This is a genomic window from Bacterioplanes sp. CLAM21 (assembly GCF_059641015.1).
Genome location: NZ_CM184929.1, coordinates 165,752 through 189,105, shown reverse-complemented (window position 1 = coordinate 189,105; position 23,354 = coordinate 165,752). Strand labels below are relative to the sequence as shown.

Genomic DNA, 23,354 nt, shown 5'->3' with positions numbered 1-23,354 from the left:
TACATGAGTGGGTGGCATGGGTTGCAGACATGGGGTGTGCTTTAAGAGGCGCCCAATAGCGGGTTTTACCTTGGTTGAGCTGGTCATCGTGCTGCTGTTGATCGCTGTGCTGGCGGCCTTTGCCCTGCCGCGCTTTAGTCAGTTGCGTAGCGAGGCTGAGCTGGCTCAGGTGCAGGGTGTGGCAGGTGCTTTGCAAGCGGGTGTGCGGCTGGCGCAAACAGTATTTGTTAGCCAGGGCCATCGCAGCCGGGTGCAAAATCTGAGCGGCTTCGGCGAGGGTAATGTTGATACCAATAACTCAGGCTTTCCCATTGGCATTGATAAAGGCAATGGCAATGAAAACATCGGCCGGGGGCCACGCGGATGCAGCGGCATTTGGACCGGGGTGCTCGCGCAGGCACCCAGTGTTGCCCACAACAGCGCGGCATTGGATTACCAAGCCTATCGCCATAGCGCTAACCGAGTGTGCTCCTACGTTTATCGTGCGGGCGGTGATAGCGCCAATCGCCTCAATGCCCAGCTGGTCATTCAGTACGACTCTCGCAATGGCAGTGTGCAACTCTGTGGTCGGCATCCGCAGCTGCCAGCGTGTTAACCCGCTTAAAGATTAGCTAATGGTAAAGCCGCTGACCTTGGGCTCACTTTCTAGCCAGTGAACTTCAACCCGGTCGACGCGTGCATGGGGTGGGCCTTGATGCAAAAACTCGAGCAAGGTCTCAAGTTCGGCCTGCGTACCAACGGCCACCACTTCGACCCGGCCATCGTCGAGATTAATGGCATGGCCAGTAATGCCGAGCCGCTGTGCTTGCTGGCGACTGCTGTCACGAAACCACACGCCCTGCACGCGACCACTCACCAAGGCTTTAAAGGCACTCATGGTTGGCACCACTGCAGTTGATACAGGTCGCGGCGGCGGTCTTTGAGGTTATTGACCGAGCCTTCGCTGCGCACCAGTTTCAGCTTGTCGATGTCCAGATCCGAGAACATGATCATCTCGGTATTGGGCGTGGTTTCGGCCATCACGGCATCATGTGGGAAGGCAAAGTCCGACGGCGAAAACACCGCTGATTGGGCATACTGCACGTCTAAGGCCTCCACTTGCGGCAGGTTGCCACAGCTGCCGCAAATAACCACATAACATTCGTTTTCAATGGCCCGCGCTTGAGCACAATGACGCACGCGCAAATAGCCGTTTTTGGTGTCGGTCCAGAACGGAACAAATAAGATCTCTAAGCCTTCATCGGCCATGAGTCGGCTGAGCTCAGGAAACTCGACGTCGTAACAGATCAAAATGCCGACCTTGCCAGCATCGGTGTCAAACACCTTAACGCTATCGCCACCCTGAATGACCCAGTCTTTGCGTTCATGGGGGGTAATATGGATTTTTCGCTGCTCTTCGACGGTGCCATCGCGGCGGCACAAATAGGTGACGTTATAAAGGTATTCACCCTCCAAAATCGGCATAGAGCCGGTAATCACGTTGATGTTGTAACTCACCGCCATGCGCGACATCTCATCGCGAAAACGCTCGGTAAAGCCGGCCAGAAAACGAATCGCATCGGTTTGCTGATGATTGTCGATCAGCCCCATTAAGGGGGCGTTAAAAAACTCGGGGAATAGGGCAAAGTCACTTTGATAAGCAGCCAGGGCATCGATAAAGAACTCAACCTGTTGCAGCACATCTTGCACCGAAGAAAACGGCCGCATCTGCCACTGCACGGCACCGACACGAACCTGGGTTTTGCGGCTGTCGATAACCGCTTCAAAGGGTTGGTACAGTATGTTGTTCCACTCCAATAAGGTGGCGTAGCCGTGGGACTTTTCATCCTCTGGCAAGTATTTGCCTAACAGGCGTTTGACCTGAAAATCGTTGGCCAGTTGGAAACTCAGAATCGGATCGTACTCTTCCCGCCGGCTGACCGCGGCAATGTACTCAGTGGCGCTCATCTCGTTGGCGTGGTGATGGTAATTGGGGATACGGCCACCGGCCAAAATAGCGCGCAAGTTCAGCTGCCGGCACAGCTCCTTGCGTGCATCGTATAGCCGCCGGCCCAAACGGTAGCCACGAAAGTCTGGATGGATAAGCACGTCCAGGCCATACATAGCATCGCCCTCGTCGTTATTGAGGATGGTCATGCGGCGGCCGATCAAGTCGTCATAGACGTGAGGGTTGCTGTAGGTGTGATAGTCGACCCGCACCGACAGTGCGACCCCGACCAAGCGCTCGTGATCCAACACTATGATCTGACCGTCGGGAAAATCAGCGATCAACTTGTCGATAGTATGGCGCGGCCAGGCGCCATCAAGATCGTCATAGACCCTATCCATCAAGGCCTGCAACTGGGGATAGTCGCTGACTTCCAGGTTGCGAACTTTTAAGTGCAGATCATCGTGCATGACGACTCCTTATGAATTGGTATCTGGGCTGCCTACCTCAAACAAGCGAAAACTGAATTCTTTGGTGTCTTTGCGTTTACGTTCCTGCCAATGGCTGGGGATTTGCGGTTGCAGCGCACTTTCATGTTCAACATAGACCAGAGCGCCAGGCAATAAGGTCAGTTGCTGTAGGGCAGGCTGGAGTAGGTTCTGGCCAAAGGGCGGATCGAGAAACACCAAATCGTACGGTTCTGGGTTGTCTGCCAGCCATTGCAAAGCATCGCCCGCCCACACTTGAGCATTGCTGGCCTGCAAAGTTTTTAAGTTGTCTTTTAACTGCAGTGCCGCTTTTGGATTTTTCTCAAGAAAAATCACTTGCTTGGCACCGCGCGATAGGGCTTCCAAGCCGAGCGCACCGCTGCCGGCAAAGGCGTCCAGTACACGCGCGCCTTCAACGTCGAATTGCAGCCAGTTAAATAGGGTTTCGCGTACCCGGTCCATGGTTGGACGTAGGCCATCGATGGCTGGAAAACGCAGTCGGCGGGAACGCCATTCGCCGCCAATAATTCTGAGTTGCTGAGAGGGTGTTTTAGTCACTGCGAGGTCTCGAAGTCGGTGTCGAAAGCAGACATTGTTGCGCTTGCTCTGGTGCCTGACGCTGGCTGTTGGCCAGGGCCAAGTACAGCTGTGAATAAATGGAGTCAGGCCAGCGATGGTAGGCAAGATGAAGGCGAATGTCGATCTGTCCGGAATCGGAAAGCCACTGCTGCCGCAGCCGTTTGGCTTGCAGCTGACGCCACTGTTGCCATTGTTGTCGATCTGGCCAGCGGGCTTGCTGCAAAGGCTCGATAGTGGCCAGCTGTGACCAGTCTTTACCCTGTTGCTGCGCGATCCACAGTGCGCCAGGCAGTTGCTCACTCAGGCACAGCAGCAAATCAGTGCCGCCATTGTTGAGTGGTAATAATTGCAACCTATCTATGACATAAGAGCTGATCGCTTCGGCTGCTTGCCGGCTCCAGGGTCCACGCAGCACTATGCTGGCTGGCTGCGGCAGATTTGCGTGCGGCAGCTGTTGCAGTTGCTGGGCCCAGTCTTGGGCGGCAAGGGTTATAGCCTGGCGGCTGCCATCCTGGAGCAGCAATAGCAATTGCCCCTCGGTGGCGGCTGTCATGGAATGCCAAATATGAACACCTTCTTGGCTGCGCCAGCTGTGCCAAGGCTGCTGTGGCAGCGGTGGCAATACCATAGGCTCGAGGGGCATATCTTCCTGATGCTGATAGCGCAAGTTAATGATGACAATCAATAACATGCTGCTGAGCATTATGGCGGTCAAGGTGGGGCGACTGAAACGCACAGATTTTCCTTAGGGTGGACCAGTTGGATACAGGGCCGGCACGGTTAATGGTAGGATAGCGGCCTGTTTTATATACCGCTGCGGCATCTTGCCGGTGGCCGGTAGTTGAGCCCAGTGAGACCGTGACCTCATGTTTAGTTTTTTTAAGCGTAAAAAGAAGAAGGCTGAAGAACAAGCTCAGCCGCAACCCGCTGCTGAAGAAGCCTTGTTGCCGGCAAGTGAAGCCGAGCCCGATCAAGGGCAGCCAGACAGTCCAGTCGAATCCACCAGCAGTGATGGCTTAGCGGCGGCGGACGTAGCGCCTGAAGTGGCTGCTATTTCTGAGACAGAACCGACACCTGAGCCAGAACCGACACCTGAGCCAGAACCGACACCTGAGCCAGAACCGACACCTGAGCCAGAACCGACACCTGAGCCAGAACCGACACCTGAGCCAGAGCCAACACCTGAGCCAGAACCGACGCCTGAGCCAGAGCCGACACCTGAACCTGTTGTTGAAACTGTGCAGGAAAAGCCGAAAAAGGCCGGTTTCTTCAGCCGTATTCGTGATGGTCTGAGCAAAACCCGCAGCAATCTGACTGAGGGACTGGCAGATCTGTTAATCGGTAAGAAAGAAATCGATGACGATTTGCTAGAAGAGTTAGAAACTCAGCTGATCATGGCCGATGTTGGGGTCGAAGCCACCACTGAAATTATGACTGGCCTGACCCGTCGGGTGAGCCGCAAAGAGCTAAGCGACAGCGATGCTTTATACGATGCGTTAACGGACGAGTTGTCGGCCATGCTGGGCCAAGTGCAACAGCCTCTGACGCTGGATGCAGGAAATAAGCCTTACGTCATTTTGATGGTTGGCATCAATGGTGTCGGAAAAACCACCACCATTGGCAAACTGGCCAAGCAGTTCCAGAGCGAAGGCAAGAGCGTGATGCTGGCGGCGGGTGATACCTTCCGTGCGGCAGCAGTCGAGCAGCTGCAGGTGTGGGGCGAGCGCAATAATGTGCCTGTGATCGCGCAGCACACTGGCGCGGACTCTGCCTCGGTGATTTATGACGCGGTGCAGGCCGCTCAGTCTCGCGGTGCCGATGTATTGATTGCCGATACCGCCGGTCGTTTGCACAACAAAGACAACTTGATGCAAGAGCTGGAGAAAGTCGTACGAGTGATGAAAAAGCTCGACGACAGCGCTCCCCACGAAGTGATGCTGGTACTGGATGCCGGCACCGGTCAAAACGCCATCAACCAAGCCAAACAGTTCCAGCAACTGATCGGCGTGACCGGGCTGACCCTGACCAAGCTGGATGGTACCGCTAAGGGCGGCATTATCTTTGCGTTGGCGAAACAGTTTGGTCTGCCGGTTCGTTATATCGGCGTTGGTGAAGGCATTGATGACTTGCGGCCGTTTGATGCCGATGAGTTTACCCGCGCCTTGTTTCGCAAAGACGACTGAGCCTGGCTATGACTGAGCGTGATCCTATGGTGCGCTTTGAGCGTGTCAGTAAACGCTATGCCGGCGGCCGCGATGCGCTCAGCGGCGTTAGCTTTGAGCTGGGCCGTGGTGAGTTTGCTTTTCTGACCGGCCACAGTGGCGCCGGGAAAAGCACCTTGTTGAAGCTGATGATGCTGATGGACCGGCCATCGCGCGGCAAGGTCTTTGTTGATGGCCAAGATTTGGCATCGCTGCGCCCAGGGCAGGTGCCTTTTCATCGTCGCAAGATCGGTGTGGTGTTTCAAAATCATCAGTTGCTGTTCGACCGCACTGTGTTCGATAACGTAGCGCTGCCATTGCAGATTGCCGGTTTTAGCCCGGCTGAAGCAGCTAGGCGTGTGCGTGCCGCACTCGATTCTGTTGGCCTTTTGGGCAAAGAAGCACGCACCCCGATTGAACTCTCAGGTGGTGAGCAACAGCGTGTCGGTATCGCCCGAGCGGTGGTCAACAAGCCCGCATTACTGTTAGCTGACGAGCCCACCGGTAACCTCGATCCTGAGCTGTCGGCAGAAATCATGGATTTGTTTGCACGCTTTCAGCAGGTGGGTGTGACCGTATTGATTGCCACCCACGACATCGCGCTGATTGAGCAAATGGGGCATCGCCGCTTGATTCTTGATCATGGTCAGTTGGTGGCCGGTGGCATGGCCATGGAGGATGATATCTATGGCGGATAAGCAGCCACGCCAGGGCGCGTCAGAGCAGCGTATTGGCGTCACCCACAGACTCAAAGCATGGCTGGCCAATCACCAGTTGGTGGCGGTGGAAACCTTGGTCAAGCTGTTGCAAAAGCCGACCGCGACAATTTTGACCTGGTTGGTAGTAGCCATTGCCCTTACTCTACCTGGAGCCTTGTGGATGACGCTGGATAATGTGCAGCATCTGGGTGGGCAGCTGCAGCAGTCGGGACGCTTATCTGTGTATTTAAAACACGATAGTGATAACAGCGCAGGACAACAGTTGGCTCAGCAAATTGCAGCATGGCCACAAGTGGCCAGTGTTGATTATGTCAGTGCCGAGCAGGCGCTCAGTGAATTCAGCTCGGCCACCGGCTTATCGTCGGCGCTGGAGTTATTACCCGACAATCCTCTACCGGCAGTGATTCTGGTAGAGCCGCCGCTGGCGGTGTCTCCGGCGGCCCTGCAAGCCTTACATGCGCGCTTGTCGCAGCAGCCCTTGGTCGATGAGGTGCAGCTGGATATGCGCTGGGTGCAACGCCTGTTGGCTTTGCTGCAACTGGGTGAGCGCATGATTTGGGTATTGGGCTGCTTACTGGCCTTGGCCATTGTGCTGGTGGTGGGCAATACCGTGCGCTTATCGATTGCTGCCCGTGAAGATGAAATCCGGGTGGTCAAACTGGTCGGCGGTACCAATGCCTATGTTCGCCGGCCTTTTCTGTACCTGGGGGTATGGATAGGCATGGTCGGCGGCCTGATGTGTTGGTTGTTGCTGGTGGTGTGTTGGTGGTTGCTGAGTGGTCCGGTGGCTGAACTGGCACAACTATATGGCTCAACCTTTACATTGCAGCCGTTATCAGCCGGCGCAGCGCTGTTATTATTGGGCGCTGCTGTGGTGATGGCCTGGCTTGGGGCCTGGTGGTCGGTGAGTCGTCATCTGCACCACATTGAACCGCAGGCATAATACTGACAAAACTGTACGGATTGTTCCATAAAGGAACTCTCTGCGGACTTGGCGGTCGTAAAACGCGAGTGCTAGACTAGCTCTCGCCGTTGATGACCCTCAATGGCCCGATTAACGATCCTTATTTCAGGAGTGTTCGATGAACAAAGGCTTGCAAGCCATCAATGCTATGTCACCAGGCGCTAACCTGGAGGCTTACATTAGCACGGTGAATGCGATCCCTGTGCTGAGCCCAGAGGAAGAAAAAGCTCTGGCTGAGCGTCTCCATTATGAGGGTGACCTGGAAGCAGCACGGCAGCTGGTTATGTCGCATATGCGCTTTGTTGTGCATATCGCCCGCAGCTACTCCGGCTATGGACTGAACCAGGCAGACTTGATCCAAGAAGGCAACGTCGGCCTGATGAAGGCGGTCAAACGCTTTAACCCAGAAGTGGGTGTGCGACTGGTGTCCTTTGCTGTGCATTGGATTAAGGCCGAGATCCACGAGTACATTTTGCGCAACTGGCGCATCGTCAAGGTGGCGACCACCAAAGCACAGCGCAAACTGTTCTTTAACCTGCGCAGCCAGAAAAAGAGCCTGGGCTGGTTAAGCAACGACGAGGCGGAAGCCATTGCCTCTGACCTGGGCGTTGAGAAGAAAACTGTATTCGAAATGGAAGGCCGTCTGCACGCGTACGATGCGGCCTTTGATGCCGGTGTTGATGACGACGACGAAAGTGCTTATCAGGCGCCAGCTTATTATCTGGAGGATCATAGCCATGATCCGGCGCGTCTGGTTGAGCATGATAACTATGAGCAGGACGCTAACGATCGCTTGGCCAATGCCCTTGATCAGCTTGATGACCGCAGCCGCGCCATCCTGCAGCAACGCTGGTTGAATGAAGACAAGTCGACCTTGCATGAGCTGGCAGCGGTATACAACGTCTCGGCTGAGCGTATTCGCCAGCTGGAAAAGAACGCGATGAAAAAGCTGAAAACTGCTATTGGGACCGATTTGGTGCTGGCTTGATCGCTTTGACAAGCGCCCAATAAAAAAGCCGCTGAACTCAGCGGCTTTTTTATGTCTGCAACTCAGTCCGTAACAACAGAGCGTGGCTTATTTGCCACGCATTGAGTCGAAGAACTCGTCGTTGGTCTTGGTCTGACGCAGCTTGTCGAGGATAAACTCGATGGCTTGCACGTCTTCCATCTCGCTCAGCAGTTTGCGCAGGATCCACAGACGCTGCAGTTCACCTTCTGGGAACATCATGTCTTCACGACGGGTACCTGAACGGCGAATATTAATTGCAGGGTAGATGCGCTTCTCAGCGATCTTACGATCCAGGTGCAGTTCCTGGTTACCGGTACCCTTAAATTCTTCGTAGATGACCTCATCCATCTTCGATCCGGTGTCGACCAGAGCGGTAGCGATGATGGTCAGAGAGCCGCCTTCTTCGACGTTACGCGCAGCACCAAAGAAACGCTTTGGTTTTTCCAGGGCGTTGGCGTCGACACCACCGGTCAGGACTTTACCTGAGCTTGGGATAACGGTGTTGTAGGCTCGTGCCAAACGGGTGATAGAGTCGAGCAGAATCACCACATCACGCTTGTGCTCAACCAGACGCTTGGCTTTTTCGATCACCATCTCAGCGACTTGAACATGGCGAGCTGGTGGCTCATCAAAGGTCGAAGCAACCACTTCACCACGCACGGAGCGGGTCATCTCGGTCACTTCTTCCGGACGTTCGTCGATCAGCAAAACGATCAAATCACTTTCCGGATTGTTGCGGGTAATCGACTGTGCAATGGTTTGCAGCAGCATGGTTTTACCCGCTTTCGGTGGTGCTACGATCAAACCACGCTGACCTTTACCGATTGGAGCGGTGAGGTCTAATACGCGGGATGACAGGTCTTCGGTTGAGCCGTTGCCCACTTCCAAGATGAAGCGCTCATTCGGGAACAGCGGCGTCAGGTTTTCAAATAAGATTTTCGACTTAGCGTTTTCTGGCTTGTCGTCATTGATCTCGTTGACCTTGAGCATAGCGAAGTAGCGTTCGCCATCTTTCGGTGGACGGATCTTACCGGCGATCTTGTCGCCTTTGCGCAGGTTAAAGCGGCGAATCTGGCTGGGAGAAACGTAGATATCGTCTGGGCCGGCCAGGTAAGAGCTGCTGGCGCTACGCAAGAAACCAAAGCCATCCTGCAGAATCTCCAGTACCCCTTCACCGTATATGTCCTCGCCGCTTTTGGCGTGGTTCTTGAGGATGGCAAAGATGATGTCTTGTTTACGGGTACGGCTGACGTGCTCCAGCTTCATCGACTTGGCGATGTCTAATAGCTCGGGCACGGATTTCAGTTTTAGATCGGAAAGATTCATAAGGATATGGGTTGGTTAGATTGTTCGTATTACTAGGGAAAATTGCGTGAGCAACAGGGGAGTTACGCCCAGGGATGGCGTCAGGTCGAAAGTGACTATAGACAGTTAAATGATGGGTGTCTATAGCAAAAAGGGCGCAATTGCGCCCTTTTTGACCAACTTATAGCGACTGCTCGATAAAAGCAGCTAGGTCAGACTTGCTCATAGCGCCGACCTTGGTCGCTTCGACGTTGCCGCCTTTCATCAGAATCAGAGTCGGAATGCTGCGGATGCCATACTTAGGTGCGGTCTGTTCGTTCTGGTCGATGTTTAGCTTGGCAATTTTCAATTTGCCGTCAAAATCTTCAGCCAGCTCTTCCAGTACCGGGGCGATCATTTTGCATGGACCGCACCACTCAGCCCAGAAATCTACCAGTACGGGCAGTTCTGAGTTCAGTACGTCTGCTTCAAAAGAGTCGTCGGTCACATTGATGATCTTATCGCTCATGGTATTCCCCTGTGGAAGGTCAGGTGCTGCCTATGGCAGCGTCAAAAATGGTCGTTGGTGGCTTAAGTTGGCCACCTGTCGTGCTGCGCTAGCGCGGCAGTTCTTTAGCTAACGGCATTGTACGCCTCGCCGGTCTGGAATCAATTTGTTCTGCAGAACCAGACTGTTGCTCTGGACGAACGCGTTGGTGCGATGCATATTCGCTGATATAGGGACGATTGCTCTGTATTTCAATAGGACCAACCATGACCGATGCCTCTTCCTCCTCCGATCAGCTGCTGGCTGCGGTAGATCTTGGCTCTAATAGCTTTCATATGATGATTGCGCAGGAGTTACAAGATGAAATCCGTACGCTGGAAAAACGCGGCCAAAAAGTACAGCTGGCGGCAGGACTCGACGCCCAGGGCTATTTGTCGGAACAAGCCCAGCAGCGTGGCCTGGAGTGTTTACGGGAGTTTGCCCAGCGTTTGCAAGGCATGGACCCGAAACGAGTGTCGGTGCTGGCGACCAATGCACTGCGCGCAGCACGCAATCGACAAGCCTTTATTGATCAGGCTGAGGCCATCTTAGGCTATCCCATCGAGGTGATTTCCGGGCGTGAAGAAGCGCGGCTGATCTACCTGGGTGTGTCCCATACGGTGGCCGACGACGGTGGCAAACGCTTAGTGGTCGACATTGGCGGCGGCAGCACCGAATTTATTATTGGTGAACGCTTCGAGCCGTTGGAGCTGGAAAGTCTGCATATGGGCTGTGTGTCGTTCACCCAACGACATTTTCCGGGTGGCGTGATTTCCGCCGAAGCATTCGACAATGCCGTAGCTGCAGCACGGCAGGAACTGCTGAATATTGAAACCAACTTCAAACGCTGTGGCTGGAGCAATGTGGTGGGTTCCTCTGGCACTATTCGTGCGGCCGAGCAGGCGATTATTGCCCAAGGCTGGGCCAACGAAGGCATCAGTCGCGATAATCTGAAAAAACTGCGTAAGTTGATGCTGTCTTTTGCTCATATCGATGATGTCGATCTGGACGGCATTAAGGTCGAACGTCGTGCGGTATTTATTGGCGGCTTAGCTATTTTGCAGGCGGTGTTTGATACTTTACAGCTCGATTTGATGCACTACTCCGACGGCGCCTTGCGTGAAGGGGCGTTGTGGGATTTGGTAGGGCGATCGAGTCACGAGAATGTGCGCGCCCGGGTGGTGAACTCGTTGGCGGAACGTTTTCATGTCGACTCGGCTCAGGCCGAGCGTGTCAGCTTAATGGCAGGACAACTGCTGCAGCAAGTGCGCAGCGACTGGGGTCTGACCGAGCCCGCTTGGGATGCCTGGCTTAACTGGGGTGCACAGCTGCATGAAATTGGTTTAAGCCTGACCCACAGTGGCTTCCATAAACACGGCGCCTATTTGTTACAACACAGCGATTTATTGGGCTTTACTCGCCAAGGACAGGCAGCTCTGGCCATGTTGGTGCGCAGTCATCGACGTAAATTGCGTTTGCATGAATTTGACAGCATTTCGCAGCAATGGCGGCAGCAGTTTATCTACTTGGCGTTATTGTTGCGGTTGGCGGTGAATCTTAATCACAGTCGCGGTGCACATGAGATGCCGGTGCCCGATGTGGCGGTGAAAGGTGAACGCATCACACTGACCTTTCCTGCCGATTGGTTGCAGCAGCACCCACTGACGCTACGAGATTTGGTCAGTGAGCGCGACTACTTGGCCGCGGCTGGCTTTGATTTAGTGATCAAAGATGCAGCGGCCGGCTCGCTGTTGCCAGCGGCAGATGATTAGTCGTCGCTGCGGAAAATGCAGCTTTTGGCATATTCGGTAGCATCGTTGGCGGTCCAATCGCCTTTTGATTTTTCGTCCATCATTTCGCACCAGGCTTTGCTGCCTACTTCCGGGGTGCAGCCACTCAGTGCCAGCCAACTTACAAGTGCCAGGGTAATGCTCAGGGCTTTCATACAGGCCTCCAATTTAAAGGAGGCCGCATTGTATGTCAGCCCGCGAGAGGGTGTTAGCGTGAGGTAGCGAGTTTGTCGAGTAGCCAGCTTTGTGCGCTGATGATTTCATCTTCTGGCTCGGCGACAATCAACTGATATTGCCCGTCTGGCTGCAGAATCCAGGCCTGGCTATTATCCTGCATACAGATGTCGAGCTCGGTTTTCATACGCTCTTTCAGTTTGTTGTTGTCGACTGGAAAGGCGGTCTCGACACGGCGCAGCAGGTTGCGCTCCATCAAATCGGCACTGCCGGCGTAAATTTCGTCCTTGCCATTATTGTGGAAGTAATACACCCGGGTGTGTTCCAGGAAACGACCGATAATCGAGCGTACCTCGATATTGTCGGATATACCGGGCACTCCAGGACGCAAGCAGCACATGCCGCGAATAATCAGCTCCACCCTAACGCCTGCCATAGACGCTTTGTAGAGCGCCCGAATCAGCTTAGGTTCGGTTAGGCCATTGGCTTTCATGCGTATTAGGGCCGGTTTGCCAGCCTCGGCATGGGCACGTTCACGATCGACCAGTTCGAGTAGCTTTTTATGCAGGGTAAAAGGCGCATGAATCAGTTTTTTGATTCTTAGTGCTTCACCCATACCGGTCAGCTGCTGGAACAACTTGTGCACGTCTTCGCCGATGGAGTCGTCACAGGTTAAAAAGCTGTAGTCGGTGTAGGCCCTGGCATTGCCGGCGTGGTAGTTGCCCGTGCCCAGGTGCACATAGCGTTTATATTTATCGCCTTCTTTGCGTACGATCAGCATCATTTTGGAATGGGTTTTGTAGCCCACAACACCGTACACCACCACCGCGCCGGCTTCTTGCAAACGGTTGGCCAGATAGAGGTTTTCTTCTTCATCAAAGCGAGCACGAAGCTCAATCACCACCGTGACTTCTTTACCGCTGCGTGCCGCATCGACTAACGCGTTAACGATTTCAGATTTAGCTCCAGTGCGATACAAGGTCTGCTTGATGGCACGAACATTTGGATCTTTGGCCGCCTCACGCAGCAGGTCTACGACTGGGGTAAAGGATTCAAATGGATGCAGCAACAGGGTGTCGCGATCGCGAATGCCTTCAAAAATACTCTTTTTAAAGCTGAGATTTTTCGGCAGTCCGGGGGTGAACGGCGTGTACTGCAGATCAGGCCGGTCAATTTGATCCAGCACTTCCATCAAGCGTGACAGATTCACCGGTCCATTGACCTGGAACAAATCACCACGTTCGAGATTAAACTGCCGTAGCAAAAATTCGGTGAGTTCTTCTGGGCAGTTATCGGCCACTTCCAGGCGCATTTCTTCGCCAAAGTTGCGACTGTGCAGCTCATCTTCCAGCGCTGAGGCCAAATCGGCGGCTTCGTCATGGTCGATTTCCAGATCGGCGTTGCGTGTCACCCGGAATTGATAACAGCCCTTGATATTCATGCCGGGGAACAGCTCGTCGGCATATTCGTGAATGACCGATGACAAGAAGATGAAATTGTCGCCGCCACTGCATAGTTCATCGGGCAAGCGGATAATACGTGCCAGAGAGCGCGGTGCGGGAATAATGGCCAAACCGGTTTCACGGCCAAAGGCGTCTTTGCCTTCCAGCGCGACGATAAAGTTCAGGCTTTTATTAACCAGACGAGGGAAGGGATGCGATGGATCCAATCCAATCGGGCTGATCAAGGGTTGCAGGTAATCAAAAAAGTACTGTTTTACCCATTCGCGTTGGGCTTTAGTCCAATCGGCGCGACGTAAAAAACGAATGCTTTCCTGCTCTAAAGCCGGCAACACCACGTCATTCAGAATACTATACTGGCGTTCTACGGTATCGCTGCAAATTTGATGGATTTCATTCAGTACCTGCTTGGGATGCAAACCATCAGCACCGGCCTGCTCGCGGCCATAAGTCAGTTGCTGCACCAGATTTGCGACCCGAACTTCGTAAAACTCATCAAGGTTTTTGCTAAAGATACAGAGAAAAAACAGGCGATCTAGCAGTGGGTGGCGGTCATCCAGCGCTTGCTCCAATACCCGGATGTTGAACTGCAGATGGCTGAGTTCGCGATTAAAATACAACTCGGGGCTGTGCAGGTCGGTGATGATGTTGTCATCGGGTAGCGCGTCGGACATGCCGGTTCCTTATCCACAAAAGCGGCGCCTAGCGCCGCGAATACATATTAGCGATCAAGCCATTCAGCGTATTGTTTGCCATAGTACGTCAGAATGCCATCGGCACCTGCGCGTTTCATGCATAACAAAGATTCGTGCATGATGGCGTCATCGTCCAGCCAGCCGTTTTGAGCGGCGGCTTTGTGCATGGCGTATTCACCGCTGACCTGATAAACAAAGGTAGGTGCCTTCAACTCATCTTTAATGCGACGCACCACATCCAGATACGGCATGCCAGGTTTCACCATCACCATATCGGCGCCTTCAGCCAGATCCAACGCCGCTTCGTGCAAGGCTTCATCACTGTTGCCTGGATCCATTTGATAGGTTTTTTTATCGGCCTTACCGAGGTTGGCAGCAGAACCTACCGCATCACGGAAAGGACCGTAATAGGCCGAGGCATATTTGGCGGAATAGGCCATGATGCGCGTATTAACAAAACGTTCGCCTTCCAGTGCGGCACGAATATCACCGATGCGGCCGTCCATCATGTCGGACGGGGCGACCACATCAGCACCAGCTTCAGCGTGGGACATGGCTTGTTTGACTAGAGTCTCAACGGTAATGTCGTTGAGCACATAACCTTCACCATCGAGAATGCCGTCTTGGCCGTGTATCGTGAAGGGGTCCAAAGCTACGTCGGTAATGACGCCCAGCTCCGGTACAGCATCTTTAATCGCACGTACGGCACGTTGCAACAAACCGTTGGGGTTAAAGGCTTCTTCTGCCATTTCTGATTTGGCATCGGCGGGCGTAACGGGAAATAGCGCCACGGCAGGCAGACCTAACTTAGCCAGATGGCGAACTTCTTCAACCATTAAATCAATCGACAGACGATCGATACCCGGCATGGACTTGACCGCCTCACGCTCCTGATGGCCTTCCAATACAAACATCGGGTAAATCAGATCATCGATGCTGACGCTGTTTTCTCGCATCAGCCGACGAGAGAAGTCATCGCGGCGCATACGGCGCATTCGGGTTTCGGGGAAAAAGCGTTGGGCATCGGTGAAAGCCATGATGACACTCCTGTGGATTTGGGGGGAAGCTTGCAGTGAACTTGTGGTTCAGATACGGCGCTGGCGCCATGCTGCCGATTCTAGCCGGTTGTGGCGATGACATGCGGCAAGTCAGTGCGTCTTTTACGCCTCGCTGAAGCTTTTGTCACGGCTCATTGACCCTTTATTACGTCCGTGTGCCAAAGCCGTGAGCCGATATGCCAATGAATACTGGCGTTTTGGCAATTGTTCCGGCCAGCCGCTGGCCTAACATAGGTGATCGATGTGACACCGACATGACGCTGTCAGCCGGTTTTCAATGGCGGCGAGCGCTTTTTTAGCAGAATAATAAGGAAACAGTATGAGTGAGCAAACCCTGACCGCCGAAGGCTTTAGTGACACGGAGCTTAAGTTAGCGCTCAATTTTGTTGAGCAAATTCCGTTTAACAAGGTGTTGGGCCTTAAGCCCAAGTTGCTCAGTGCTGAGCGCTGTGAGTTCACCATGGCGATGAAAAACGATCTGGTCGGTAACTGGTTGCAGGGCATTTTGCACGGTGGGGCGATTTCAACAGCGCTGGATGTGACCGGTGGTGCCATGGCCTTGGTGGCGACCTGGCAGCGCTTGCACCGCGATGATGTGCCAAAAGAGCAACATGCCAGAAAGTTATCGACACTCGGTACCATTGATATGCGCGTCGACTTTTTACAGCCCGGCAAAGGCGAAGAGTTTGTTGCCAGTGCCACCTTGCTGCGTATTGGTAACAAGGTGGCGGTGACGCGTATGGAGTTTCACAACGAACAGGGCACTTTGATTGCCGTGGGGACCGGCACTTATTTGTGCGGTTGATATTTCTGTTCCAGCTCCTGCACTAGGTTGTCCGTCACCCTCAAGCTGTGCAGTAAATCGAGCAGATTGTACTCAAGATTGACGTTAAGCCGGGTGCTCTGGCCATCAAAAAAATCGGGATTGTGCCCTGCAAAGGCCAGTCCCAGATTTAGACTACCGTCGGGCTGGTAGCGAATCGCAGATTCCAGCTCGTTATATTGGAAGTCTTGCAGCAAGGTCATTGCCATGGCGACCGTGTCGTTGCTGCTGCCTAACGCTGCGCTGGCCTGATTGTGATAACTCAGTGTGCCTCCCGGCGCTCGGGCAAATAGTTTACCGGCCGGTATTTCCGGGCCTTGTGGGCCGATGACAATGGGCAGCACGCCATCCATAACGCCCGTTGCCTGCACCTCGGCTTTGGCTTCCAGCGCCGCCACTTGCTGCAATTCGATATGGTCGACGGCAATACCGAAGGCATTGATGTCTTTGCGACTGTCGTAGCGTGCTTCTGGAATTCGCACTGTACCGCCCAGCAGCCGGGTGCGCCCTTCGTGCAGCTGGGCGGTGATGTAGTCAAGGCCCGTCCAGGGCTGCATGACATCCAACGGCACGAGCTGAGCACTCAGGCGCAGTAGTGAATCGGTTAAAGCAATGCCTGGATTGAGCTGATCTCCCGCCAGCTGGGCTTCAACGGCTAAGGTCGGCCCTTGCTGGCGTAACGAGGTAAAACCATGCCAGCCTTCAAGGGCGACACGATTGTCGATATTGGCGCTGACGTTCGACAGTCGCAGCGTCATATCGGGCTGCACTCGGCCATCAGGTTGCCAATGTAGCCAGCCTTGTCCAGATAACTGACCACTCAACCACTGAATTTTGCTCACACTGCGCCAGCTATTGAGTTCTAAGGCCGGAGCGGCCAGTTCTGTCGGCTGCAAGTACCATTGCAAATGACCGCCTCGCTGCCGATGATGGCGAAAATCGGCTTGCAAAGCGAGGGCCTGCTCACCTGCGGTTAATTGAAGCTGACCGTTGAGACGGTTGCTGGACAGCGCCAACTCCATGGTCAGTTGAGTATCGGCCAGCTGCCAGCCTTGCCAATGCGATGGCTGGGTTGCTGCGTTTAGCTGGCAGTGTGCCAATAACGGCAACTGATCGAGTGGCCTTTGGCCAAGATCAATGGCCAAGCTACATTCCATGTCGCCGGGCTGCAGTTGCACATCCGTGGTGAGAGCGGCATCGGTTTGAGTTAAGGTCGCGGCTTGCCAACTGGCCTTAACGGGCGACAGTAGTTGGCATTGAGGCTGACACGATAGCTGTATCTGTTGCAGCCACTGGCTGTGCCAAGCGGGTACTTTCCAGTTATGTATCTGGCCTTGCGCTATGAGTTGCACGCCCCGTTCAGAATGGAGCGTTAAGCCTGAACCTGGCTGCCAGTGCAATTGCCATTCTCCGCTGGCATCTAGTCGCAAGCTAAGTTGCTCGTTGTTTGGCTGAGCGCTGGCGTTGATCGGCAACTGTAATTGCAAGCCTGTGTCGGTATTCCATTGGCCAGCGGCATCGAGCTGCAGTGTGGCTTTGGCATCGTCAGTTTGAATGCTGGCAGGAAGTTGCCCATCCAGTTGGCACTGTTGCAGGTTGGCCTGGCAGCTGGCTTGTAGCTTGGCTTGCAGTTGCAGCTGGTGTCGTCCTTGGCTGGCACTGATAGCCGAGGTTAAAACGGAAAATTGCCACGGTTGTTGATGGCGTTTGTCGATCTGCAGCTGTACATCAGCCCCCTTGATCTGAGCGTCGGTCGACTGAACGGCATCCGTTTGCAGTTGCCATGCAGCGCTGATGTCCAAATCCTGGGGCAGCTTGGCGGAAGATGGTAGCGTGGCAGTGAGCTTGCCTGAAACACTGTTTAACGCTGTCAGTGGCAGTGCTGGTAAACGTTGTTGCAACAGGGCTAGGTTCAGGTACTGATTGACTTCCAGTTCGGTGAGCCCCTCTTGTTGGCGAATATGGCCGTGCCATTGTAAGAGTCGTTGCTGTTGCTCAGACAGCATCAGTAACCAAGCACCGCCAACCTGCAGTTGCGCTTCCAGTTGCCACGGCTGGTTCAGTTCGGGTAATTGCAGCTGCCCCCAAAGTCGCCACAAGCCTTCATCAAAACGTGCTTGCAGCTGGCTCGACAAATGCTCATTGCGCAGTGCCAAACGGTCAATTTGGATGCGCCCTAGCGGAATTTGCAACCATTGCTGCAGTGGCGGTAGATCAAGCTGTTGTTGCAATAAGGCCGCGCCGGAGCGCTGTGCCTGGCGCTGAGCGACCTGGGTTAATCGTTCCGACGTCTGCTCAATATCAATGCTGTTGATGCTGAGCTGCTGAAATTCGCCGCGTAGCAATGCCAGCGGGCGATAGCTGAGCTGTAGCTGTTGCACTCGGATCTGGCTGCCGTCAATTAGGGTGATATCAACATCATCGACTACCAGCTTGTGCCAGCTCCACTGACTTATCTGTACCTGGCCGGCACCGACGCCGCTCCACTGTAGCGCTTGATTGGCCCATTGATTGAGCGTCGGTTTCAGCAGCCAGGGCAGAGCGAGCAACAGCCCCAGCAGTAACACCGTACTGCCGGCAAGGCTCCACAGTAGACGTCGCCACCAGCGTCGCATGGGTTACAACTGACGTTGTTGCACACCCTGTTCAGTTGCCAGCAGTAGAATATCGGCTGGGCGTTGGGCAAACAGGCCGTTAGTCACGACGCCGACGATCTGGTTGATGCGATTTTCGAGCTCTGTTGGCGAGGCAATGTGCAGGTTAAACACATCTAAAATTTGGTTGCCGTTGTCGGTAACCACGCCTTCACGATACACAGGGTCTCCACCCAGCTTGACCAGTTCGCGCGCGACATAAGATCGGGCCATAGGAATGACTTCCACCGGCAAAGGAAACTGCCCTAATAAGCCCACTTCTTTACTGGCGTCGGCAACACAAATAAAGGTTTTAGCAACGGCGGCGACAATTTTTTCGCGGGTCAAAGCGGCGCCGCCACCTTTGATCATTTCCAGGCGCTCATTGATTTCATCGGCGCCATCCACATAAAACTCCAGGCTGCCTACTTGGTTGAGATCAAACACTTCAATGCCATGGCTACGCAAGCGTTCGGCCGACGCTTCGGAGCTAGCCACTGCGCCCTCAAAGTCTTTTTTCAGTGCGGCTAGGGCATCAATAAAACAGTTGGCGGTGGAGCCAGTGCCGACGCCAATAATGCTGTCTTTTTCCAGGTGTGGGCGAATGTAGTCTGCGGCGGCCTGGCCGACGGCTTGTTTCAGTTGATCTTGTGTCATCGGTATCACTTGCGGTTAAGGGGCTTAAAGTCGGTGCCGGGAATTATATGCATGACTGAGTTACAATGCCCGCTTTGTTATTCGCACCGGTCAGCCGGCCGCATCAGCCTTGAGACTTGTCCATGTTGAATCAGTATCTGAAGAAAATTCTATCGGCGCGGGTTTACGACGTCGCTATTGAATCGCCTCTGCATCAGGCGCCATTTCTGACAGAGCGTTTGGGCAACCGAATTTGGCTGAAGCGTGAAGATGAGCAACCTGTGTATTCGTTCAAAATTCGTGGCGCTTATAACAAGGTGGTGCAACTGAGCGAAGAAGAAAAAGCCCGTGGTGTAGTGGCGGCTTCAGCCGGTAACCATGCTCAGGGGCTGGCATTGGCCGCCAAAGAGTTAGGCATTAAAGCCACCATTGTTATGCCGCGGACCACTCCTGAAATTAAGGTGAAATCGGTGAAAGCACGCGGTGCAAAGGTGGTATTGCACGGCGATGCCTTTGACGATGCTTATGCTTATTCGCAAAAGTTGGTGGAAGAAAAGGGCATGACCTATATCCACCCTTACGATGATCCGGAAACCATTGCTGGACAAGGCACCATCGGCATGGAAATCCTGCGCCAGATGCGTGACCCGATTGATGCGATATTTATTCCAGTCGGCGGCGGTGGTCTGATTGCCGGGGTTTCCGCGTATGTCAAAGCACTGCGCCCGGAAGTACGCATTATTGGTGTTGAAAGCACAGAGTCCGCGTCGCTGGCGGCTGCGTTGGAAGCCGGTGAGCGAGTCATATTACCGCAGGTTGGCATATTCGCTGACGGTGTGGCGGTGGCCCAGGTCGGTGAAAATACTTGGGAAATCTGCAAGGATCACGTTGACGAGGTGATTACGGTGACGCCGGATGAAATCTGTGCGGCGGTAAAAGATACCTTTGACGATACCCGTGCGGTGTGCGAACCCGCAGGCGCATTGAGTGTTGCTGGTCTGAAAAAATACGTCGAGCGTGAAGGTTGTGAAAATCAGAACCTGATTGCCATCCTCAGCGGCGCCAACGTTAACTTCGACCGCTTACGTTACATCTCTGAAGTGGCTGAAATTGGTGAAGGGCGAGAAGTGATTCTAGCAGTCACGATTCCCGAGCAGCCTGGTAGTTTCCAGAAGTTTTGCAGCCTGTTGGGTAAGCGTCCAATCACAGAGTTTAACTACCGCTACGGCGATGATAACCGCGCGCAGATTTATGTCGGGGTGAAAGTCAGTGCTGAGCCGGGTGCTCGTCAGGCGTTATTGGATGAGTTGGTGGCCGGTGACTATTCCGTTGCCGACCTGACGGACAACGAAATCGCAAAATATCATATTCGTCATATGGTCGGTGGCCATGCACCGGCCAGCGTAGATGACGAACACCTGTACCGGTTTGAGTTTCCAGAGCGCCCAGGGGCGTTGCTTAATTTCCTGCGTACCTTAGGCAAGCGCTTTAATATCTCGCTGTTCCATTATCGTAATCACGGCGCTGCCTACGGCCGTGTATTAGTGGGGCTACAGGTGCCGGAAGGGACCGAGGCTGAGCTGCGTAAGTATTTGAAAGCGTTGGGCTATCGTTATTGGGATGAAAGCGATAATGCTGCTTATCACTTGTTTTTAAAGTGATTTTCTCTAGCTATCGACATTCACAAGGTTGCGCTCAGTAACAGAGCGCCGCTTGCTGACACTGTCACTCATGTCAGGTGGAGCTACACTGCGCAGGCGCTGCAGCAAACCCAGCGCGACTAGTATTGGTAGTAAGAACCGCCCGTCATAGGGTGTGAATGCTTAGTGGGAGATTCGCCGTGAAGTTGATAGCGCCATTATTCATCTTATTGCTGCCTGCGTTGGCCTTTGCCGCCGACTGTAAGAACTTTAAGGCCAGCGGAAATTCTGAGTACCCGCCCTATTTATGGCGCCCGGCTGGTAATCCACAACTGCTAGTGGGGGCTAACGCCAGGTTGATGGACTACATTGGCGAGCAAATGGGTATCAGTATTTCCCTTGGCTATGTTGGCCCATGGGGCAGAACTCAAGAAGAACTGGCTAAAGGCAATATCGATTTTATCGCTGGTGCTTTTTTTACTAAACCTCGTACCGAACGTATGGACTATCTTTATCCGCCGTTTCAGTTAACCCGCACGGCAGTCTGGGTGAGTGAATACCGTCCATTTGAATACAGTGAATGGAAGGATCTGGTCGGTCGCCAGGGGGTAACAGTAATCAACAATAGTTTTGGCCAAGAGTTCGATGAATATGCGGCCAATAATCTGACCATCCATGAGGCCGTCAAACTAGAGCAAGGCTTGCGCATGCTGCAGGGCGATCGGGTCGATTATTTTATCTATGAACTCAACCCCGGCCGTGCCTATGCCTCGCAGCTGGGCATAACCGATGTAAAACCACTGGCGGTACCAGTATCACAAGAGCCCTTGTATCTGACCATGTCGAAAAAGTCCAAATGCAATACGCCTGAATTTCGTCAGCGCCTGGAAGCGGTGTTGAAAAACGCCGAGCAGGACAAAGTGATGGAAGGCTTCTTAAAAATGGCTATTGAAGACTGGCGCACCAGCGCCTCAACCACTATCGAGTAGCTCAGACGTCATTGGTGCCATCGTTAATCGGCGCTGCTGATTCAAATAGGTCGTGCCAGCGACACGAAGCAGGGAAGTAAAATTATTGCCCGTTACGTCGCTAGCTTCATGATACAAGCGGCTGATGAAGGTACTTAACGTTAGTCTCTCGCTGTCAGCGATGTCCTGCAGTAGCTGCCAAAATACCCCCTCCAAACGAATGCTGGTAACCACGCCATCAATGCGGATCGAACGAGTCCGCAGACGAAATAGCTCAGGTTCGGCGTTAGAGTAGAGTTCACACATGTTCACCTCGTGTAGGGCCGTAGGCTATGAGCAGCCTACAGCAAAGGGGCATGCAGTGTTACAGCAGCGCATGAAACTGTGCTAACCAGGCCGGGTGTGCGGGCCAGGCTGGCGCCGTCACAAACTGGCCATCCGTAACCGCTTCGGTGACATCAATATCGGCATACAGGCCACCGGCCAACTTCACTTCCGGTGCGCAGGCGGGATAAGCGGATATCTTCCGTTCGCGAATGACATCAGCGGCCGTCAGGATTTGCACACCGTGGCAGATGGCAGCAATGGGTTTGCCACTTTGGGCAAACTCTTGCACCAAGGTCAGTACCTGTTCATTCAGGCGCAGATATTCAGGCGCGCGTCCGCCAGGCAGCAGCAGCGCGTCGTATTGCTGCGCCTGAACCTGAGCAAAGTCCGCATTCAAGGTAAATCGATGGCCAGGTTTTTCGGTGTAGGTTTGATCACCTTCGAAATCATGGATAGCGGTAGCGATAGTGTCGCCCGCTTTGCGCTCAGGGCATACCACATCGACTTGGTGTCCCACCATCTGCAGCGCCTGAAAAGGCACCATCAGTTCATAGTCTTCAACGAAGTCGCCAGTCAAAATGAGAATTGTCGCCATAGTGTCATCCTTTTACATTGAGAAGCCCTCAACAGATTAGATGATGTCGATAATGCAGTGGTAGTAGCAGGATACTACTGAGCTTCAGGCAAGTAGGACTGGAGTGGGTAGCTACCATCGGCCTTATCCATTGAGAAGCTCTTAATTGGATTAGATGATGTCGACAGCGCAGTGGTAGTAGCAGGGTACTGCGGAGCTTGAGGTCTGTTAGGGCTGAGTGGTTAGCTACAGCCGGCCTTTGCTGAAGCGCTCGCGAGACTCTTGCTTTTTACGGTCGCTTTTACGCAGCAGCGCATAAAAAGCACCGCTACCGCCGTGGTGGATCTGCGCCGTATGGAAGGCTTGCACATCGTCCAATTGTTGCAACCAGTGCACCAGATAGCTTTTTAATAGGGCAGGGTCTTCCATATTGCGGTCGCCCTTGCCGGGCATAATAAGAACCGTACGTAGATCATGCTCAAGACAATCGGCGACAAAACGAAACACCTCTCGGCGCGCCTGCTCTATGGTTCTACGGTGTAAATCCAGGCGAGCTTCTATCTCGTATTTACCAAGACGGAGCTTGCGATACACACCATCCTGAATGCCGGGACGCTTATAGCCAAATATATCGTGTGGGCCGATACGATCGACGTCGGACGTTTGCAGGTGATTGGGATCAACTTTCGGCTGTTCACTGCTGGCGGCCCGGCGGCGTTCTTGGGCATTGGCTTTTGCCAGCTCATCCTGGCGACGCAGTTCCACACGTTGACGTTGCGCCAGCGGTTTTACCCCCTGCATTTCTTGCAAGAATAAATCGTCGTCTGAGTCAGCCATGGATACACCCTTATTCACACT

General features: G+C 53.7%; 23 protein-coding genes. 9 read left to right on the top strand and 14 right to left on the bottom strand.

Annotation, left to right across the window (positions count from 1 at the left end; genetic code table 11):
- Nucleotides 1–16 precede the first annotated feature (16 nt).
- Nucleotides 17–595 (top strand): prepilin-type N-terminal cleavage/methylation domain-containing protein, encoded by a 579-nt coding sequence (locus AC55FS_RS00820; protein WP_496934164.1) that lies wholly within the window; start codon nucleotides 17–19, stop codon nucleotides 593–595.
- A gap of 12 nt (nucleotides 596–607) precedes the next feature.
- Here AC55FS_RS00820 and AC55FS_RS00815 read toward each other — a convergent pair whose 3' ends face one another.
- From AC55FS_RS00815 to AC55FS_RS00800, 4 genes are read right to left on the bottom strand one after another with little or no spacing between them, the layout of a single operon-like run.
- Nucleotides 608–877, bottom strand: a complete 270-nt coding sequence (locus AC55FS_RS00815; protein ID WP_496934163.1) for an acylphosphatase — start codon at nucleotides 875–877, stop codon at nucleotides 608–610.
- On the bottom strand, nucleotides 874–2,397 hold the full coding sequence (locus AC55FS_RS00810) for a GNAT family N-acetyltransferase (protein ID WP_496934162.1): 1,524 nt from the start codon (nucleotides 2,395–2,397) through the stop codon (nucleotides 874–876). The genes AC55FS_RS00815 and AC55FS_RS00810 overlap by 4 nt, the downstream gene beginning before the upstream one ends.
- A gap of 9 nt (nucleotides 2,398–2,406) precedes the next feature.
- Nucleotides 2,407–2,973: a 16S rRNA (guanine(966)-N(2))-methyltransferase RsmD gene (gene rsmD / locus AC55FS_RS00805; RefSeq protein ID WP_496934161.1), complete on the bottom strand. Its 567-nt coding sequence runs from the start codon at nucleotides 2,971–2,973 to the stop codon at nucleotides 2,407–2,409.
- On the bottom strand, nucleotides 2,966–3,730 hold the full coding sequence (locus AC55FS_RS00800; protein WP_496934160.1) for a hypothetical protein: 765 nt from the start codon (nucleotides 3,728–3,730) through the stop codon (nucleotides 2,966–2,968). The genes rsmD and AC55FS_RS00800 overlap by 8 nt, the downstream gene beginning before the upstream one ends.
- A 130-nt stretch (nucleotides 3,731–3,860) precedes the next feature.
- On the opposite strand from AC55FS_RS00800, the gene ftsY reads away from it, so the two are divergent.
- From ftsY to rpoH, 4 genes are all read left to right on the top strand, one after another.
- Nucleotides 3,861–5,177, top strand: a complete 1,317-nt coding sequence (gene ftsY, locus AC55FS_RS00795) for a signal recognition particle-docking protein FtsY (protein ID WP_496934159.1) — start codon at nucleotides 3,861–3,863, stop codon at nucleotides 5,175–5,177.
- Nucleotides 5,178–5,203: 26 nt separating this feature from the next.
- Nucleotides 5,204–5,893, top strand: coding sequence for a cell division ATP-binding protein FtsE (gene ftsE, locus AC55FS_RS00790; protein WP_496935929.1), 690 nt, complete (start codon nucleotides 5,204–5,206; stop codon nucleotides 5,891–5,893).
- Nucleotides 5,883–6,857: a permease-like cell division protein FtsX gene (gene ftsX, locus AC55FS_RS00785; protein WP_496934158.1), complete on the top strand. Its 975-nt coding sequence runs from the start codon at nucleotides 5,883–5,885 to the stop codon at nucleotides 6,855–6,857. Before ftsE ends, ftsX begins: the two co-directional genes overlap by 11 nt.
- Before the next feature lie 139 nt (nucleotides 6,858–6,996).
- Nucleotides 6,997–7,866: an RNA polymerase sigma factor RpoH gene (rpoH, locus tag AC55FS_RS00780; RefSeq protein ID WP_496934157.1), complete on the top strand. Its 870-nt coding sequence runs from the start codon at nucleotides 6,997–6,999 to the stop codon at nucleotides 7,864–7,866.
- Between the two features lie 87 nt (nucleotides 7,867–7,953).
- Here the strand turns inward: rpoH and rho are convergent, their stop codons facing one another.
- On the bottom strand, nucleotides 7,954–9,213 hold the full coding sequence (gene rho, locus AC55FS_RS00775; RefSeq protein WP_496934156.1) for a transcription termination factor Rho: 1,260 nt from the start codon (nucleotides 9,211–9,213) through the stop codon (nucleotides 7,954–7,956).
- A gap of 160 nt (nucleotides 9,214–9,373) precedes the next feature.
- Nucleotides 9,374–9,700 carry a thioredoxin TrxA gene (trxA, locus tag AC55FS_RS00770; protein ID WP_496934155.1) on the bottom strand — a complete coding sequence of 109 codons (327 nt, stop codon included), beginning with the start codon at nucleotides 9,698–9,700 and terminating at the stop codon, nucleotides 9,374–9,376.
- Nucleotides 9,701–9,945: 245 nt separating this feature from the next.
- Here trxA and ppx point away from each other — a divergent pair, with 245 nt between their 5' ends.
- Nucleotides 9,946–11,490: an exopolyphosphatase gene (gene ppx / locus AC55FS_RS00765; RefSeq protein WP_496934154.1), complete on the top strand. Its 1,545-nt coding sequence runs from the start codon at nucleotides 9,946–9,948 to the stop codon at nucleotides 11,488–11,490.
- On the opposite strand, the gene AC55FS_RS00760 is transcribed toward ppx, so the two are convergent.
- The 3 genes from AC55FS_RS00760 to hemB are packed head-to-tail and all read right to left on the bottom strand — an operon-like array spanning nucleotide 11,487 to nucleotide 14,874.
- On the bottom strand, nucleotides 11,487–11,663 hold the full coding sequence (locus AC55FS_RS00760) for a DUF3012 domain-containing protein (protein ID WP_496934153.1): 177 nt from the start codon (nucleotides 11,661–11,663) through the stop codon (nucleotides 11,487–11,489). The genes ppx and AC55FS_RS00760 overlap by 4 nt on opposite strands.
- 53 nt (nucleotides 11,664–11,716) lie before the next feature.
- Nucleotides 11,717–13,816 (bottom strand): polyphosphate kinase 1, encoded by a 2,100-nt coding sequence (ppk1, locus tag AC55FS_RS00755; RefSeq protein ID WP_496934152.1) that lies wholly within the window; start codon nucleotides 13,814–13,816, stop codon nucleotides 11,717–11,719.
- Between the two features lie 47 nt (nucleotides 13,817–13,863).
- Nucleotides 13,864–14,874, bottom strand: a complete 1,011-nt coding sequence (gene hemB, locus AC55FS_RS00750; RefSeq protein WP_496934151.1) for a porphobilinogen synthase — start codon at nucleotides 14,872–14,874, stop codon at nucleotides 13,864–13,866.
- A 340-nt stretch (nucleotides 14,875–15,214) separates the two neighbouring features.
- Between hemB and AC55FS_RS00745 the strand changes: the two genes are divergently transcribed.
- Complete coding sequence (locus tag AC55FS_RS00745; RefSeq protein ID WP_496934150.1) at nucleotides 15,215–15,700, top strand: thioesterase family protein; 486 nt, start codon at nucleotides 15,215–15,217, stop codon at nucleotides 15,698–15,700.
- Here AC55FS_RS00745 and AC55FS_RS00740 read toward each other — a convergent pair.
- Both AC55FS_RS00740 and rpiA read right to left on the bottom strand, forming a co-directional pair.
- Nucleotides 15,685–18,333, bottom strand: coding sequence for an intermembrane phospholipid transport YdbH family protein (locus AC55FS_RS00740; RefSeq protein ID WP_496934149.1), 2,649 nt, complete (start codon nucleotides 18,331–18,333; stop codon nucleotides 15,685–15,687). The two genes, AC55FS_RS00745 and AC55FS_RS00740, sit on opposite strands and share 16 nt — an antisense overlap.
- A 3-nt stretch (nucleotides 18,334–18,336) precedes the next feature.
- Nucleotides 18,337–19,008: a ribose-5-phosphate isomerase RpiA gene (gene rpiA / locus AC55FS_RS00735; protein WP_496934148.1), complete on the bottom strand. Its 672-nt coding sequence runs from the start codon at nucleotides 19,006–19,008 to the stop codon at nucleotides 18,337–18,339.
- A 122-nt stretch (nucleotides 19,009–19,130) separates the two neighbouring features.
- On the opposite strand from rpiA, the gene ilvA reads away from it, so the two are divergent.
- The gene (ilvA, locus tag AC55FS_RS00730) at nucleotides 19,131–20,648 is read left to right on the top strand and encodes a threonine ammonia-lyase, biosynthetic (protein ID WP_496934147.1); all 1,518 of its coding nucleotides are present in this window, start codon (nucleotides 19,131–19,133) and stop codon (nucleotides 20,646–20,648) included.
- A 179-nt stretch (nucleotides 20,649–20,827) separates the two neighbouring features.
- Nucleotides 20,828–21,616 (top strand): substrate-binding periplasmic protein, encoded by a 789-nt coding sequence (locus AC55FS_RS00725; protein ID WP_496934146.1) that lies wholly within the window; start codon nucleotides 20,828–20,830, stop codon nucleotides 21,614–21,616.
- Here AC55FS_RS00725 and AC55FS_RS00720 read toward each other — a convergent pair.
- The 3 genes from AC55FS_RS00720 to smrA all read right to left on the bottom strand — a co-directional run bounded on the left by AC55FS_RS00720 (nucleotide 21,599) and on the right by smrA (nucleotide 23,333).
- Entirely contained in the window at nucleotides 21,599–21,901 is a 303-nt protein-coding gene (locus AC55FS_RS00720) for a ribbon-helix-helix domain-containing protein (RefSeq protein WP_496934145.1), read from the bottom strand. The two genes, AC55FS_RS00725 and AC55FS_RS00720, sit on opposite strands and share 18 nt — an antisense overlap.
- Nucleotides 21,902–21,959: 58 nt before the next feature.
- The gene (locus tag AC55FS_RS00715) at nucleotides 21,960–22,517 is read right to left on the bottom strand and encodes a DJ-1/PfpI family protein (RefSeq protein ID WP_496934144.1); all 558 of its coding nucleotides are present in this window, start codon (nucleotides 22,515–22,517) and stop codon (nucleotides 21,960–21,962) included.
- A 225-nt stretch (nucleotides 22,518–22,742) separates the two neighbouring features.
- Nucleotides 22,743–23,333 (bottom strand): DNA endonuclease SmrA, encoded by a 591-nt coding sequence (smrA, locus tag AC55FS_RS00710; RefSeq protein ID WP_496934143.1) that lies wholly within the window; start codon nucleotides 23,331–23,333, stop codon nucleotides 22,743–22,745.
- Between the last annotated feature and the right edge of the window lie 21 nt (nucleotides 23,334–23,354).

Bases quoted from the DNA above. Each gene is read 5' to 3' on its own strand.
- rpiA (WP_496934148.1), bottom strand. From the start codon at position 19,008: ATGACACAAGATCAACTGAAACAAGCCGTCGGCCAGGCCGCCGCAGAC.
- AC55FS_RS00715 (WP_496934144.1), bottom strand. From the start codon at position 22,517: ATGGCGACAATTCTCATTTTGACTGGCGACTTCGTTGAAGACTATGAA.
- AC55FS_RS00820 (WP_496934164.1), top strand. From the start codon at position 17: ATGGGTTGCAGACATGGGGTGTGCTTTAAGAGGCGCCCAATAGCGGGT.
- ftsX (WP_496934158.1), top strand. From the start codon at position 5,883: ATGGCGGATAAGCAGCCACGCCAGGGCGCGTCAGAGCAGCGTATTGGC.
- rpoH (WP_496934157.1), top strand. From the start codon at position 6,997: ATGAACAAAGGCTTGCAAGCCATCAATGCTATGTCACCAGGCGCTAAC.
- AC55FS_RS00760 (WP_496934153.1), bottom strand. From the start codon at position 11,663: ATGAAAGCCCTGAGCATTACCCTGGCACTTGTAAGTTGGCTGGCACTG.
- hemB (WP_496934151.1), bottom strand. From the start codon at position 14,874: ATGGCTTTCACCGATGCCCAACGCTTTTTCCCCGAAACCCGAATGCGC.
- AC55FS_RS00745 (WP_496934150.1), top strand. From the start codon at position 15,215: ATGAGTGAGCAAACCCTGACCGCCGAAGGCTTTAGTGACACGGAGCTT.
- ppk1 (WP_496934152.1), bottom strand. From the start codon at position 13,816: ATGTCCGACGCGCTACCCGATGACAACATCATCACCGACCTGCACAGC.
- AC55FS_RS00740 (WP_496934149.1), bottom strand. From the start codon at position 18,333: ATGCGACGCTGGTGGCGACGTCTACTGTGGAGCCTTGCCGGCAGTACG.
- rho (WP_496934156.1), bottom strand. From the start codon at position 9,213: ATGAATCTTTCCGATCTAAAACTGAAATCCGTGCCCGAGCTATTAGAC.
- smrA (WP_496934143.1), bottom strand. From the start codon at position 23,333: ATGGCTGACTCAGACGACGATTTATTCTTGCAAGAAATGCAGGGGGTA.
- ilvA (WP_496934147.1), top strand. From the start codon at position 19,131: ATGTTGAATCAGTATCTGAAGAAAATTCTATCGGCGCGGGTTTACGAC.
- trxA (WP_496934155.1), bottom strand. From the start codon at position 9,700: ATGAGCGATAAGATCATCAATGTGACCGACGACTCTTTTGAAGCAGAC.
- ftsY (WP_496934159.1), top strand. From the start codon at position 3,861: ATGTTTAGTTTTTTTAAGCGTAAAAAGAAGAAGGCTGAAGAACAAGCT.
- AC55FS_RS00815 (WP_496934163.1), bottom strand. From the start codon at position 877: ATGAGTGCCTTTAAAGCCTTGGTGAGTGGTCGCGTGCAGGGCGTGTGG.
- AC55FS_RS00810 (WP_496934162.1), bottom strand. From the start codon at position 2,397: ATGCACGATGATCTGCACTTAAAAGTTCGCAACCTGGAAGTCAGCGAC.
- ftsE (WP_496935929.1), top strand. From the start codon at position 5,204: ATGGTGCGCTTTGAGCGTGTCAGTAAACGCTATGCCGGCGGCCGCGAT.
- ppx (WP_496934154.1), top strand. From the start codon at position 9,946: ATGACCGATGCCTCTTCCTCCTCCGATCAGCTGCTGGCTGCGGTAGAT.
- AC55FS_RS00720 (WP_496934145.1), bottom strand. From the start codon at position 21,901: ATGTGTGAACTCTACTCTAACGCCGAACCTGAGCTATTTCGTCTGCGG.